Origin of the sequence: Pseudomonas sp. CAM1A (genome assembly GCF_047501685.1) — a bacterium.
Classification (GTDB): Bacteria; Pseudomonadota; Gammaproteobacteria; order Pseudomonadales; family Pseudomonadaceae; genus Aquipseudomonas.
This window is the reverse complement of record NZ_JBFNXP010000022.1, coordinates 1-13,171: the sequence shown is the minus strand read 5'-3', so window position 1 is coordinate 13,171 and position 13,171 is coordinate 1. Positions and strand designations below refer to the sequence as shown.

Annotated in this window: 11 protein-coding genes; 2 read left to right on the top strand and 9 right to left on the bottom strand. The window is 65.4% G+C overall.

What is annotated here, in order from left to right; genetic code table 11:
• Positions 1-150 precede the first annotated feature (150 nt).
• From ABZO33_RS26185 to ABZO33_RS26150, 8 genes are all read right to left on the bottom strand, one after another.
• Positions 151-2,544 (bottom strand): efflux RND transporter permease subunit, encoded by a 2,394-nt coding sequence (locus ABZO33_RS26185; protein ID WP_414538413.1) that lies wholly within the window; start codon positions 2,542-2,544, stop codon positions 151-153.
• Entirely contained in the window at positions 2,541-3,557 is a 1,017-nt protein-coding gene (locus ABZO33_RS26180; RefSeq protein ID WP_414538412.1) for a WD40/YVTN/BNR-like repeat-containing protein, read from the bottom strand. The genes ABZO33_RS26185 and ABZO33_RS26180 overlap by 4 nt, the downstream gene beginning before the upstream one ends.
• A 236-nt stretch (positions 3,558-3,793) precedes the next feature.
• On the bottom strand, positions 3,794-6,451 hold the full coding sequence (gene pepN / locus ABZO33_RS26175) for an aminopeptidase N (RefSeq protein WP_414538411.1): 2,658 nt from the start codon (positions 6,449-6,451) through the stop codon (positions 3,794-3,796).
• A gap of 13 nt (positions 6,452-6,464) precedes the next feature.
• Positions 6,465-7,295, bottom strand: a complete 831-nt coding sequence (locus ABZO33_RS26170; protein ID WP_414538410.1) for a DUF2797 domain-containing protein — start codon at positions 7,293-7,295, stop codon at positions 6,465-6,467.
• Complete coding sequence (locus tag ABZO33_RS26165) at positions 7,292-7,552, bottom strand: YeaC family protein (RefSeq protein WP_011532970.1); 261 nt, start codon at positions 7,550-7,552, stop codon at positions 7,292-7,294. The genes ABZO33_RS26170 and ABZO33_RS26165 overlap by 4 nt, the downstream gene beginning before the upstream one ends.
• A 13-nt stretch (positions 7,553-7,565) precedes the next feature.
• Positions 7,566-8,450, bottom strand: a complete 885-nt coding sequence (locus tag ABZO33_RS26160; RefSeq protein WP_414538409.1) for a rhomboid family intramembrane serine protease — start codon at positions 8,448-8,450, stop codon at positions 7,566-7,568.
• Positions 8,447-9,418: a metallophosphoesterase gene (locus ABZO33_RS26155; RefSeq protein WP_046854725.1), complete on the bottom strand. Its 972-nt coding sequence runs from the start codon at positions 9,416-9,418 to the stop codon at positions 8,447-8,449. The genes ABZO33_RS26160 and ABZO33_RS26155 overlap by 4 nt, the downstream gene beginning before the upstream one ends.
• Entirely contained in the window at positions 9,418-10,308 is an 891-nt protein-coding gene (locus ABZO33_RS26150) for an NAD(+) kinase (RefSeq protein ID WP_011532967.1), read from the bottom strand. Before ABZO33_RS26150 ends, ABZO33_RS26155 begins: the two co-directional genes overlap by 1 nt.
• 44 nt (positions 10,309-10,352) lie before the next feature.
• Here ABZO33_RS26150 and ABZO33_RS26145 point away from each other — a divergent pair, with 44 nt between their 5' ends.
• Together ABZO33_RS26145 and ABZO33_RS26140 are read left to right on the top strand one after the other, a co-directional pair.
• A complete protein-coding gene (locus ABZO33_RS26145) occupies positions 10,353-11,345 on the top strand; it encodes a DUF1853 family protein (protein WP_414538408.1) in 993 nt (330 codons plus the stop codon).
• Between the two features lie 127 nt (positions 11,346-11,472).
• Positions 11,473-12,018 (top strand): cytochrome b, encoded by a 546-nt coding sequence (locus ABZO33_RS26140; protein ID WP_134693918.1) that lies wholly within the window; start codon positions 11,473-11,475, stop codon positions 12,016-12,018.
• Here the strand turns inward: ABZO33_RS26140 and ABZO33_RS26135 are convergent.
• A complete protein-coding gene (locus ABZO33_RS26135) occupies positions 12,009-12,902 on the bottom strand; it encodes a 1-aminocyclopropane-1-carboxylate deaminase/D-cysteine desulfhydrase (protein ID WP_414538407.1) in 894 nt (297 codons plus the stop codon). The two genes, ABZO33_RS26140 and ABZO33_RS26135, sit on opposite strands and share 10 nt — an antisense overlap.
• Between the last annotated feature and the right edge of the window lie 269 nt (positions 12,903-13,171).

Here is a 13,171-nt window from a genome sequence, read left to right as displayed (position 1 = left end):
AGCCATGGGGCTGCTCTGCAGCCCAATCGCCGGCAAGCCGGCTCCCACAGAGATCGCGCCATCTTCAAGGCCAGCGCATACCTGTGGGAGCCGCGGTTCGCCGCTGCGACTTGCCGGCGATTGGGCCGCACAGCGGCCCCTTGCCGAGGATCAATGGGCGAAGATCGAGCCGCCCTCCTTGCCCGCCAATTTCTCTGGCTTGATCAGGAACCGCGCCAGCGCCGGCAGCAACCACAGGGCGCCGAACATGTTCCACAGCAGCATGAAGGTCAGCATCAGGCCCATGTCGGCCTGGAACTTGATCGCCGAGAAGATCCAGGTGCACACGCCGATGGCCAGGCACAGGCCGGTGAACAGCACCGCCTTGCCGGTGGAGCGCAGGGTCTCGTAGTAAGCCTCCTGCAACGGCAGGCCGGCGCGCAGGAAGCTCTCCAGGCGGCTGTAGATGTAGATGCCGTAGTCCACACCGATGCCCACCCCCAACGCCACCACCGGCAGCGTGGCGACCTTCACGCCAATGCCCATGAACGCCATCAGCGCGTTGCCCAATACCGATGTCAGCACCAGCGGCAGGACAATGCACAAGGTCGCGGCGAACGAGCGGAAGGTGATCATGCACATCACCGCCACGCAGATGTACACGAGGATCAGGATGGTCAGTTCGGCCGACTTGATCACTTCGTTGGTGGCCGCCTCGATGCCGGCATTACCCGCCGCCAGGAGGAACTGCAAACCTTCCTTGCTGTGGCTGTCGGCGAAGGCCTTGGCCGCGGTGGTGACCCGCTCCAGCGTCTCGGCCTTGTGGTCGTTGAGGAATACCAGCACCGGCGCCAGCGAGCAGTCGCCGTTGTACAGGCCGTCGGCACGGGCGATGGAGTTGTTGAGGATATCCGGGTTGCGCGACAGGGTTTCCCATTTCAGGCTGCCCTCGTTCATGCCCTTGATGACCTGCTTGGAAACCGTCACCAGGGAGATGGTCGACTGCACCCCGTGGGTGTTGTCCATGGTCCACATCAACTCGTCGATCGGCGCCATGGTCGAATGGATCGAGCAGCTCTCGGCCGGGGTCTTGACCATGATCACCAGCACATCGGAACTGGTCGAGTAATTGCTGATGATGAAGCTGTTGTCCTGGTTGTAGCGCGAGTCCGGGCGCAGCTCCGGCGCGCCCTGGTCGAGGTCGCCGATCTTCAGGTTCTGGCTGTACCAGAGGCCGCCGCCGAAGGCCAGCAGCGCCAGCACCACCGATACCGGCGCCACCTTGGGGCTGGCGAAGTTGGACAGCAGGCGCCAGAACGGATGCTCGCGAGTCGCATCCTTCTTGCTGCGGGCAATGGCCTTCTGGCTGATACCGACGTAGCTGATCGCCACCGGCAGCAGGATCAGGTTGGTGAACACGATCACCGCCACACCGATCGAGGCGCCGATGGCCAGCTCGCGGATCACGCCGATGTCGATGATCAGCAGGGTGATGAAGCCCACGGCGTCGGCGAGGATGGCGATCATCCCCGGCAGGAACAGCTGGCGGAAGGTGCGCCGCGCCGCGGTCAGGGCATTGTCGGCATCACTGGACTGCAGGGCGATGCCGTTGATCTTCTGCACCCCGTGGGAAATGCCGATGGCGAAGATCAGGAACGGCACCAGCATCGAGTACGGGTCCAGGCCGAAGCCCACCGCATGCATCAGCCCCAGCTGCCAGACCACCGCCACCAGGGTGGTGATGAGCACGGCGATAGTGCTGCGGATGCACCAGGTGAACCAGTACAGCAGCGCCCAGGTGATGACCAGGGCAACGGCGAAGAACATCGCCACCATCACCAGGCCGTCGATCAGGTCACCGACCTTCTTGGCGAAACCGACGATGTGAATCTTCACGTTCGGATTCTGCGCCTGGAACTTGTCGCGGATCTTCTCTTCCAGCTGGTGCGAGAACTGCTGGTAGTCGAGCTTGACCTGGCGACCCGGGTCCTGCGGGTCGGGATGGTTCTCCAGCAGCGGGATATCGATGATGCTGGACTTGAAGTTGTTGGCCACCAGGCGCCCCACCTGGCCCGACTTGAGCACGTTGTCGCGCAGGGAGTCGAGGCTGTCCTGGGAGCCGTTGTAGGTATTGGGGATCACTTCGCCGCCGGAGAAGCCCTCTTCGGTGACCTCGCTCCAGCGCACGCTCGGACTCCACAGCGATTTCAGCCCGGCGCGGTCGACGCCGGGGATGTAGAACACCTCGTCATGGATCTGACGCAGCGTCTCCATGTAGTCCTTGTCGAAGATGTCGCCGTTGACCGCCTCCACCGAGACGCGCACGGTGTTGCCGAGGTTGGCCAGGTCGTTGCGGTGCTCCATCATCTGCTCGATGAACGGATGCTGCAGCGGGATCATCTTCTCGAAGCTGGTGGACGGGCGGATCTGCGTGGCCTGCCAGAACAGGAACACGCTCACCAGCAGGCAGATGGCGATGACCACGGGGCGGTTGTTGAAGATCAGGCGTTCCAGCAGGGTGGCCTTGTCCTTGTGCTGCATGTCGAAGCTCTCCCGGCTGGTCATGGACGCGCCTCCTGGGTACCGTCGGCCGAGGCCAGGTGCACGCCCCCTTGCCCGACCAGCAACAGGCCGCCACCGCCCAGGCCGCTGACACCCGACAGGGCGATGCGGTCGGCGCGGTTGCGCACGCTGAAGGTCTGCCCGTCGTCATGGCTGCGCAACACGCTGCCACCATTGCCGACCAGCACCAGGCTGCCGTCCTCGAGAAGCGTAGCGCTTGCCAGGCCGAATTCGAGCGGGCCGCGTTCGGCCTTGAGCTCGATCGGCTGCCAGCTGTCGCCGAAATCGGTGGAGCGGAACAGGTTGCCGCGCAGGCCGTAGGCCAGCAGGGTGTTGGGCTGGGCGGTGCCGATAACGCCGAACAGCGAACCCTCGTAGGGGCCCTGCACCGTCGTCCAGCTCTGGCCGGCATCGCTGGAGCGGAACATGCTGCCCTGCTCGCCGACGATGAACAGGCCGGCGTCCTTCACCTGGGTAATGGCGTTGAGGTGCAGCTGGTCGGGGTTGTCCAGGCGCTCAGCGACGTCCTGCCAGTGCTGGCCGCCATCGGTGGTCTCCAGCAGCGCGCCATAGGCGCCGACGGCAAAGCCATGTTGAGCATCGACGAAACGCACGTCGAGCAAGGGTGCTTCACGGGACAAGTCTTCGAACTGCTTGCTCCAGGTCGCACCGCCGTCACTGCTGGCGAGGATCTGAGCGTCATGACCGACCGCCCAGCCGCGTTTGTCGTCGAGGAAGAACACCGCGGTGAGCAATTGCCGGGTGGGCACCCGGGCCTGGGTCCAGGTCTTGCCCTGGTCGTCGGAGAACAGGATATGGCCGCGATCGCCGACCACCACCAGGCGCTGGCCGGCGTGGGTGGCGCCGATCAACAGGCTCTGGCTGGCCTTGGCCGACTCCACCGAGTATTCCTCGGCGGCCACCGCCGCCTCGGCATTGCCGGCGCCGATACCCAGCACCAGTGCCAGCATCGCGCCTGCCGCCAGCTTGCGGCGTGGCGTTGTCCGCTCTCTCATGACTGCCCCCTGTTGTGTTCTTGTGGTGGGTCAATCTATTGCCAGGCACTGCCGAAACCCCTGGTCCAGAGGCCTGGAATAGCTTCTGGCCATCGTATCGGGCTTGTCCGACAGAAAACAACGAGCGGGACGTTATGTTTTGTTAACCACCAAAAGCATCGCGGGGCAAGCCCGCTCCCACGCCATCCTCAACTGGCGTGGGAGCGGGCTTGCCCCGCGATTGGTGTCGAACAGGCTTACGCCAGGCTCTTGCTCACCACCTCATACACATCGCTGGACAGCGCCCCAGACGCAAGAATCCGCTCCAGCTCGCCCTTCATCAGCGCCTGACGCTTGTCGTCATACTTGCGCCAGCGGGTCAGCGGGGCGAGTTGACGCGAGGCGATCTGCGGGTTCAGTGCATTGAGCTCGATCACCAGGTCCGCCAGGAAGCGATACCCCGAACCATCGGCGGCGTGGAAGTTGACCAGGTTCTGCCCGGCGAAACCACCAATCAGCGCGCGCACCTTGTTCGGGTTCTTCAGGGTGAAGGCCGGGTGCTGCATCAATGCCTTGACCCGCGCCAGGCCGCCCGGCAGGGTGCTGGCCGCCTGCACGCTGAACCACTGGTCCATGACCAGCGGGTTGTCCTTGAAGTGCTCGGCGAAGGCGTCCAGGGCCTTGGCGCGCTCGGCCTCGAACGGCGAGTTGACCAGCACCGCGAGAGCGGTGAGACGCTCGGTCATGTTGTCGCAGTGCTCGTACTGCTCCAGGGTCGCCTCGAGCACCTGCGGCTTGCCGCTCAGCATCAGGTACGACAGGGCGATGTTCTGCAGGCTGCGACGGGCGAAGTGCTCGGCCGAGGCCACGTAGGCGGTCTTGCGCGAGACCTCGCGGTTGGCCTGGTAGCGCGCCCACAGGGCATCGAACAGCTGCTTGGCGATCTGCCGGCGGGCGAACTCGCGGGCGGCGTGGATGGCATCCACGTCGGCCACCTGGCTGATCTCGGTCAGGTATGCCTCGCCCGGCAGCGAGAGCATTTCGGCGACCATCGCCGGGTCCAGCGACTCATTGCCGAGCACCGTGCCCAGGGCAGTGATCAGGCGCTGGTCGAGGGTGAGCACCTCACAGCGCTGGTGCTGCCCGATCAGTTCCTGCAGCACCTGCACCGACAACTGCTGACCGGCTTCCCAGCGGTTGAAGCCGTCGCTGTCGTGTTGCATGAGGAACATCAGCTGGTCGCGATCGTACGGGAAGCTCAGCTTGACCGGCGCGCTGAAGCCGCGCAGCAGCGATGGCAGCGGCTTGGCCGCGATGCCCTCGAAGGTGAAGGTCTGCTCGGCCTCGGTTACCGACAGCACGCGGCTGCTGCCGACGGCCTGCGCCTCGCCTGCCAGGCGCAGCGGCAGGTCGTTGCCCTCGGCGTCCAGCAGGCCAAGGGCCACCGGGATCACGAACGGCAGTTTTTCGACCTTGTCCGGGGTCTGCGGGCAGCTCTGGCGGAAGGTCAGGCTGTAGGTCTGCGCCGCGGCGTCATAGGCTTCGCTGACCTCCAGGCGCGGTGTGCCGGCCTGGCTGTACCAGCGCTTGAACTGGGTCAGGTCGACGCCGTTGGCGTCCTCCATGGCCTTGATGAAGTCGTCGGTGGTCACCGCCTGGCCATCGTGGCGCTCGAAGTACAGGTCGCTGCCCTTGCGGAAGCCCTCGGCGCCCAGCAGGGTACGGACCATGCCCACCACTTCGGCGCCCTTCTCGTAAACGGTCAGGGTGTAGAAGTTGGAGATCTCGATGAAGCTCGCCGGGCGCACCGGGTGGGCCATGGGGCCGGCATCCTCGGCGAACTGATGGGTACGCAGGTAGGCGACGTCTTCGATGCGCTTGACTGTGCGCGAGTTCATGTCGGCGCTGAACTCGGCATCGCGGTACACCGTGAAGCCTTCCTTGAGCGACAGCTGGAACCAGTCGCGGCAGGTCACGCGGTTGCCCGACCAGTTATGGAAGTACTCGTGGGCCACCACGCCCTCGACCCGCTGGTGGGCGGCGTCGGTGGCGGTCTCGGCACGGGCCAGCACACAGCTGGAGTTGAAGATGTTCAGGCCCTTGTTTTCCATGGCGCCCATGTTGAAGTCGTTGACCGCGACGATCATGAAGATGTCCAGGTCATACTCACGGCCGTAGACTTCCTCGTCCCAGCGCATGGACTTCTTCAGGCTGACCATGGCGTGGTCGCACTTGTCGAGGTTTTCTTCCTCGACATAGATACGCAGGGTCACGTCGCGGCCGGACTGGCGGGTGAACTCGCTTTCGACGCACCACAGGTCACCGGCTACCAAGGCAAACAGGTAGGCCGGCTTCTTGAACGGGTCTTCCCAGGTCGCCCAGTGGCGACCATCATCCGCCGGGCCGCTGCCCGTGGGATTGCCGTTGGACAGCAGCACCGGATAGCGGTGCTGCTCGGCGATCACCGTGGTGGTGAAGGTGCTCATCACATCCGGGCGGTCGAGGTAGTAGGTGATCTTGCGGAAGCCCTCGGCCTCGCACTGGGTGCAGAACATCTTGCCGGACTTGTACAGACCTTCCAGCGCGGTGTTGCTCTCCGGGTGGATCTTCACGCTGGTATCCAGGGTGAAGCGCTCGGCCTTGGGCTGCACGGTGAGGCTGTCGTCATCGAGCTGGTAGGCGCCGGCGGCCAGCGCCTGGTCGTCCAGTTGCACGCTCAGCAGCTCCAGGTGCTGGCCATCGAGCACCAGCGGCGGCAGGCCGGCGCCGCACTCGGGGTTGCGGCGCATGACCAGCTGCGCATGGACCAGGCTGTGGTCCTCGAACAGTTCGAAGGTCAGGTGGGTCTCGTCGATCAGGTACTCGGGAGCCTGATAGTCCTTGAGGTAGATCACTTGCGGTTGTTCTGTGCGCATGGTGACGATCCTTTTACTGGAGCACGGCCAGCTGGTAGGCCGTGTACTTGCGAATGTTGATCACGCCGGTGTCGAAGATCAGGTACTGGCCCTTGATGCCCAGCAGCGTGCCTTCCACGACGGGGTCCTTGTCGAGGTTGAAGCTGACAATCTTTTTCGGGTAGGCCTCGACCGGGTAGCGCATCTGCACCACCTCGGCGTCGGGCAGCGGCTGGATGGCCTGCAGGCCGAAGCGCTCCTGCAAGGCGCGGATGCCGTCGGCGCAAGCGTCGAAGATCTGCTCGCGGATGGCCGGCAGGTCGAGCACCTCGGCGTCGCCCTTGAGCAGCGCGCGCCAGTTGGTGCGGTCTGGCACCTGGCTGCGCAGCACGTCCTCGACCAGCCCGGATTGCTGGCGGGTGGCCACGCGCATGATCGGCAGCGCCTGGCTGGCGCCCTGGTCGAGCCAGCGGGTGGGCAGCTGGGTGGCGCGGGTGATGCCGACCTTGATGCCCGACGAGTTGGCCAGGTACACAACGTGGTCGGTCATGCAGAACTGCTCGCCCCACGACGGCTCGCGGCAGGTGCCGGCGTCGTAGTGGCAGCGTTCCGGGGCCATGATGCACACGTCGCACTGGGCCAGCTTGGTCATGCACGGGTAGCAGTAGCCCTGGCTGAAGCTGGTCTTGGTGCGCTTGCCGCAATGGCTGCAGTGGATCGCGCCGAGGTACTCCAGGCGCAGCGACTGGCCGATCAGCGGGTTGACCGGCACCTCGGTGTCATCCAGGCGGAAACTGTATTGAACGACCGGTGCGTCCAGGCGCACCGCCATCTTGCTCAGAGAGCCACGAGCGAGTTCGATCAATGTACCGAGTCCGACTTGAACAGGATATTGGCGATAGGCGCCGACTTCGAGGCGCATTCCTGTGGGCCCATGTAGCCGGTGCGCTGCTCTTCGGGAAGGTTCTTCATCTCCCAGGCGATCACCGCCTGCAGCGACAGCTCCTTCTGCTCGGCGGTCAGCTTGCGGCCGTCGGACCATTTGCCGATCTCCACGGCCGTCTTCAGGCTCTCGTAGATCTCGGGGGTGATGTTTTCGATCATTTGCGCGAACGTGGACATGCTGTCTCCTCAGTCAGGCGGTCAGTTTACGCCGGGCCAGCGCGCCACCCAAGAGCCCTGTCAGGCATCCGATGAGCAACCCGCCGACATGGGCAGCGTTGGCGATCTGGCCGAAGCCGAGCTGGCCGACCACGCCGCTCAGGCAGATCACCAGCCAGATCAGCATCATCACCAGCACGCCCCTGGGCAGGTTGAACTGGGGGTTAGGCGCCAGCCACTGGTAAAGCCAGACATGCCCAAGCAAGCCGTAGAGCACGCCGGACAACCCACCGAACAGGCTCGCGCCGCTGGTGAAATGCTGCGCCAGGTTGGACACCAGACTGAACAGCAAGGTCAGCCCCAGCAGCATCCACGGGCCTTGGCGCAGCTCGATGCGCTTGCCCAGCTCCCAGTACCACAGGCCGTTCATCGCCAGGTGCAGCACGCCGAAGTGCAGCAGCATCGGCGATACCAGGCGCCACCACTGGCCTTCGGCAAGACCCTGGAGCAAGGGGGTGAAGTAGAGGTAGTCCCCCTGCACCTTGAACGACAGGAAGGTGAACCAGCCGATGGTCGAGAGGTTGTCCCCCAGGCCGGTCACCCCGGCGACCACCAGGCTCAGGATCAGCACCGCGGCGGTGACCTTGCAGGCCAGGGCCTGCTCCTTCAGCGAAGGCGCCGTCGGGGCTGTCGGCATGCCAGCATCCACAGGTTCGGGCATCGCATCTAGGTCGGCATTACCTTCAGGGAAGCGCCGATAGAGTTCCAGTACTTCGTGGGCCATGGCCGGCGGCGCCCACAGCACCTGCTCCTCACCCTCCTCCACTACCCGGTGCGGCACCTGCAGGCGGCGCAGCAGGGCGACGAAACCGCTGAGATCGACCGCCAACGGCAGGCGCAGCACTTCGATCACGTTCATTGGCTGGCCTGCGGGCGGTCGACATCGACCCAGACGAACTTGTGCGGATCGATACGGGTCTCGTCGTCCAGGCGGTAGGCCGCGAGCTTGCCGTAGAGCACGGCGCTGTAGTCCAGGCAGGCCAGGTTGTCGCGGATCGGCGCCGGCCGGCCACTGCGCCAGTAATGGCCGACGAACAGCAGCGGCTCGTCCTCGGCATAGCGCAGCAGGGCGTTCTTCTGGCTGTGGCTGAGCGGCGTGCGGGCCACTTCGTCGGGCAGCGCGTCGGGCTGGAAGACGATGTCGCCGTAGGTCTGCGGGTCCTCCTCCCAGAACTTGGTGCGGAAGAAGGCGCGGGTCAGGCCGTCGCCGCCAGTCAGCGTCAGGCCGTCCGGCAAGCGCATGTCGGTGCCGCGCAGCAGGCGGTTGCACACTGTCGAGGCAAAGCTGCCGGACACTGCCGAGGCCTGCACGAAGTGCTCGTCGATGCAGCCTGTGGGGTACTGCAGGCGCAACGGCTCGATCAGCCGTGGGTCCCAGCAGGCATGCACCAGGCGGAAGCGCCCGGCGTCGATGAACAGCGGCAGTTGGTAGAACCACTGGATGAAATCGTGCCAGTCGCCAGGGTGCTGGGCGAACTGGGTGAGGGTCTCGTCGATCAGCCGGGCGTGGCGTGGGGTGTGCTCGCGCACATGAGCCTTGCCACTGCCCGGCAACGCCGGGGTGACCCAGCCCAGGGCGTTGTACTCATGGTTGCCCATGATGCAGAACGCCTGGCCGGCCTCGACCATGTCATGAACGATGTGCAGCGCCTCGCGGATGCGCGGGCCGCGGTCGACGATGTCGCCGAGGAACAACGCCTGGCGCCGCGGATGCCGCCAGACCCCGCCGATGCGCTTGTAGCCGAGGGCGTCGAGCAAGCGTTCGAGGGTGAGCGCGCAACCGTGCACGTCACCGATGATGTCGAAACTGCGCGCCGGATCGAGCATCAGTCGTCCCTGCCGCCCAGGCGGCTGCCCCAGCCGAGCTTGGTGCGGCAGACCTCGTAGTAGTTATGATCCAGCGGATGGATCAGGCGCAGTTTCTGCGGTTTCTTGCTCACCGTGATGGTGTCGCCCGGAGCGCAGGTGAAGTGGTTCTGGCCGTCGCAGGAAACTTGCGGATAGATCTGCAGGTCCTTGGATACGACGATCTTCAGCTCGCTGTTGCCGTCGACCACGATCGGCCGGCCGGACAAGGTATGCGGGTACATCGGCACGATGACGATGGCGTCCAGCTTGGGGTGCATGATCGGGCCGCCGGCGGACAGTGCGTAGGCGGTGGAGCCGGTCGGGGTGGCGACGATCAGGCCGTCGGCCTTCTGGCTGCAGACGAACTGACCGTCGATGTAGATCTCGAACTCGATCATCCGCGTCGACTTGCCCGGGTGCAGCACCACGTCGTTGAGCGCATCGCCCTGGCCGATGGCCTCGTTGTGACGGCGCACCTCGGCTTGCAGCAGGAAGCGGTTCTCCACCAGGTAATGGCCATCGAGCACCTCGGCGACCTTCTCCTCCAGCTCGTCAGGGCGGATATCGGTGAGAAAGCCCAGGTTGCCGCGGTTGATCCCCAGCACCGGGATGTTGTGGCGAGCCAGGGCGCGGGCGGCGCCAAGCAGGCTGCCGTCGCCGCCAACCACGATGACCAGGTCGCAGACCTCGCCCAGCAATTTGCGCGTCGAGGTCTGCAGGCCGTGGCCCGGCAGGACTTCGGCGATGGTGTCCTCGAGGATCACGTGCAGGTGGCGCTCGAGGAGGAATTTTTTCAGTCGGCGAATGGTGTCGAGCACCTGGGAGCTGCCAAGGCGTCCGATGATACCGATATTGCGAAATTGCTCCATGGTGCTCCTGCAAGGCTCTGCGGCGGGGTGACAATGCCGGGATTATGGGCGAAAGGACCGGCCAGCGGCAAACCGGCTATGCTCGCAGGATGATGCCCTTCGCCGACCTCGAACCCCTGCCCCGCCAACTGCGTCACCCCGCGGTGCGCGACCTGGCCTGGGCGCTGCTGTCACCGCCGCTGCTGGAGGACGCCACCTGCGCCCAGCGTCACCCGCTCAAGGGCAGCGCCTGGGCCGATGATCCGCAGGCCCTGGGCCGCTGGCTCGTCCGCCTCGACCAGGCCCCTGGGCCGCTGCTGGCCTGGCTGGCACGCCTGAACAGCCGGCGGCTCGGCCTGTACTACGAAAGCCTGTGGCAGTTCGCCCTGCACCAGGCACCGGGCATCGAACTGCTGGCGGCCAACCTGGCGATCCGTGACGGCGGGCATACTCTGGGCGAGCTGGACATTCTGCTGCGCGATCGCGAGGGCGATCATCATCTGGAGCTGGCCATCAAGCTCTACCTGGGACCGCCTGCTGGCGACGGGCAGGACCCGGCAAACTGGCTCGGCCCCGGCTGCCATGACCGCCTCGGGACCAAGCTGGCGCACCTGGTCGGGCATCAGTTGACCATCTCCGGCCAGCCTCATAGTCGCACCGCGCTGGCGGGGCTGGGAATCGCCGAAGTCGAGGCCCAGCTGTGGCTCGGCGGCTATCTGTTCTACCCCTGGCCCGGACATGCCGAAGCGCCCGCCGGTGCCCATCCGGCGCATTTGCGCGGGCACTGGCTGCATCGTCGGGACTGGGCGGATTACCTCGCGCACTGCCCTCCCGGACGTTGGCAGCCGCTGCCCCGGCATGGGTGGCTGGCACCAGCGCGAGTCGAAGCAGGCAGTTGCTGGGCAGCCGAGCAGTTCGAGCGCTGGTTGCAAGCACTGGATGAGGTGGCACCGGCACAGTTGCTGGTCAGGCTCGAAGAGGATGAAGACGGCGCCTGGCAGGAAGCCGAGCGGGTGTTTCTGGTGGCAGACAGGTGGCCACATCTTGCGCAGGGGTGACGGAGCAGACCAGCCTGCACGAGACATTCTTGCCTCCCATATCAACACAATTTTTACACTACCCCCGTACGATGACAGCCAGGCGCCGGCAAGAGCGCCCTTTCCGACCTGATGACGAGGACCCACCATGGTTTCATCCACTCCCGCGACCCATTACGCGCGGCTGTCGATCGCCCTGCACTGGCTGATGCTGGTGCTGCTGGCCGCCGTCTACGCCTGTATCGAACTGCGCGGCCTGTTCCCCAAGGGCAGCGCCGAACGCGACCTGATGAAAGACCTGCACTTCATGCTCGGGCTGACGGTGTTCGTGCTGGTCTGGCTGCGCCTGGCCATGCGCCTGTCGCGCCCCACCCCGCCGATCGTGCCCAGGCCTCCGGCCTGGCAGACAGGTCTGTCGCACCTGGTTCATCTGCTGCTGTACCTGATGATGATCGGCCTGCCGCTGGCCGGCTGGGCGATCCTCAGCGCCGCCGACAAGCCGATCCCGTTCTATGGCCTGGAGCTGCCGGCGATCGTCGCCCCCGACCCGGACCTGAGCAAGTTCATCAAGGGCTGGCATGAACGCATTGGCAGCTGGGGCTACTGGCTGATCGGCCTGCATGCGCTGGCCGGGCTCTATCACCACTATGTGCGGCGCGACAACACGCTGTTGCGCATGCTGCCCTACAAGTAACCGCGTCGCCCCTGCAGGCCTCCGGTGTGCAGGAATACCAGGCGGGTGCCGGGGGCAAAACGCCCGGCCTCGACCTGATCGCGCAGGGCCAGCAGGGCCTTACCGGTATAGAGCGCCTCCAGCGGCATGCCGGTTTGCCGTTCGGTGTCGGCGATGAACGCCAGCAGTACGTCATCGATACGGGCAAAGCCGCCACGGCTGGCGTCGTGCAACTGGTAGCCGTGCACACCCGCCAGCGCCGCGACGGTTTCCGGTACACCGTGGTCGAGGGGCACGGCCAGGGCGCCATGGACCACATGCCTGCCCGCCTCCTCCAGCACCATTCCGGCCAAGGTCGTGCCGGTGCCTGCCGCCAGCCACCAGGCGTCGTAGTCCGTCCAGCCGAGCGTTGCCAATTGCGCCCGGCACTGCGCGACGATCAACCCGCAGCCCTGCGCGCCAGCTTGGCCGCCACCGCCTTCTGGGATGCAGTGCCAACCCGGGTAGCGGGCCTGCCAGGGCTCCCAGAAACCGGGTTCATGGCGGGCGCGGTAGCCGCCGAAACCGAGCCAGTGCAGCTCCATGCCCAGGACTTGCAGGTCTCGCACCGTCGGTGTGTCCTGGGGGTGGCCACGCAATAGCCCGGCAGTGGCGAAGCCGAAGCGCTTGCCAGCCGCCGCCAGGGCATGAAGATGGTTGGAATGGTTGCCACCCAGGCTGATCAGGCCCGGCGCATCGGCCTTGCGGGCCTGGAGCAGGTGATGACGCAGCTTGAACCATTTGTTGCCGCTGATCAGCGGGTCGATCAGGTCCAGGCGCAGCACCGCGGTTTCTACGCCCGCATCGTGCAACCAGGGCAGGTCGAGGCGTTGCAGAGGGGCTTGAGGGAGAGAAAAATCAGACATGGAGGCAGTTTATCTGATTGCCCAGATGCGGATGTGTTGCTCGTTGCCGTTGCCGTTGCCGTTGCCGTTGCCGTTGCCGTTGCCGTTGCCGTTGTCGATCAGGAGTCTAGCGCCATACCTAGCTAGCGACAGCTGCGTAGGCCCAGGCGCCGCCCGTAACTTCGCGACTTCAGGAGGCCGAACGCAGGTCTTGCGGAGGGAGGTGACGGGCATGGATGCCCGTCAAGCGCTGCGCCCCAGGATGGGGCGTTCAGCGCGGTCCTCCCGGG

Excerpts from the sequence above, each read along its gene's own strand:
- ABZO33_RS26185 (WP_414538413.1), bottom strand. The coding sequence starts at position 2,544 with ATGACCAGCCGGGAGAGCTTCGACATGCAGCACAAGGACAAGGCCACC.
- ABZO33_RS26180 (WP_414538412.1), bottom strand. The coding sequence starts at position 3,557 with ATGAGAGAGCGGACAACGCCACGCCGCAAGCTGGCGGCAGGCGCGATG.
- pepN (WP_414538411.1), bottom strand. The coding sequence starts at position 6,451 with ATGCGCACAGAACAACCGCAAGTGATCTACCTCAAGGACTATCAGGCT.
- ABZO33_RS26165 (WP_011532970.1), bottom strand. The coding sequence starts at position 7,552 with ATGTCCACGTTCGCGCAAATGATCGAAAACATCACCCCCGAGATCTAC.
- ABZO33_RS26160 (WP_414538409.1), bottom strand. The coding sequence starts at position 8,450 with ATGAACGTGATCGAAGTGCTGCGCCTGCCGTTGGCGGTCGATCTCAGC.
- ABZO33_RS26155 (WP_046854725.1), bottom strand. The coding sequence starts at position 9,418 with ATGCTCGATCCGGCGCGCAGTTTCGACATCATCGGTGACGTGCACGGT.
- ABZO33_RS26150 (WP_011532967.1), bottom strand. The coding sequence starts at position 10,308 with ATGGAGCAATTTCGCAATATCGGTATCATCGGACGCCTTGGCAGCTCC.
- ABZO33_RS26145 (WP_414538408.1), top strand. The coding sequence starts at position 10,353 with ATGGGCGAAAGGACCGGCCAGCGGCAAACCGGCTATGCTCGCAGGATG.
- ABZO33_RS26140 (WP_134693918.1), top strand. The coding sequence starts at position 11,473 with ATGGTTTCATCCACTCCCGCGACCCATTACGCGCGGCTGTCGATCGCC.
- ABZO33_RS26135 (WP_414538407.1), bottom strand. The coding sequence starts at position 12,902 with ATGTCTGATTTTTCTCTCCCTCAAGCCCCTCTGCAACGCCTCGACCTG.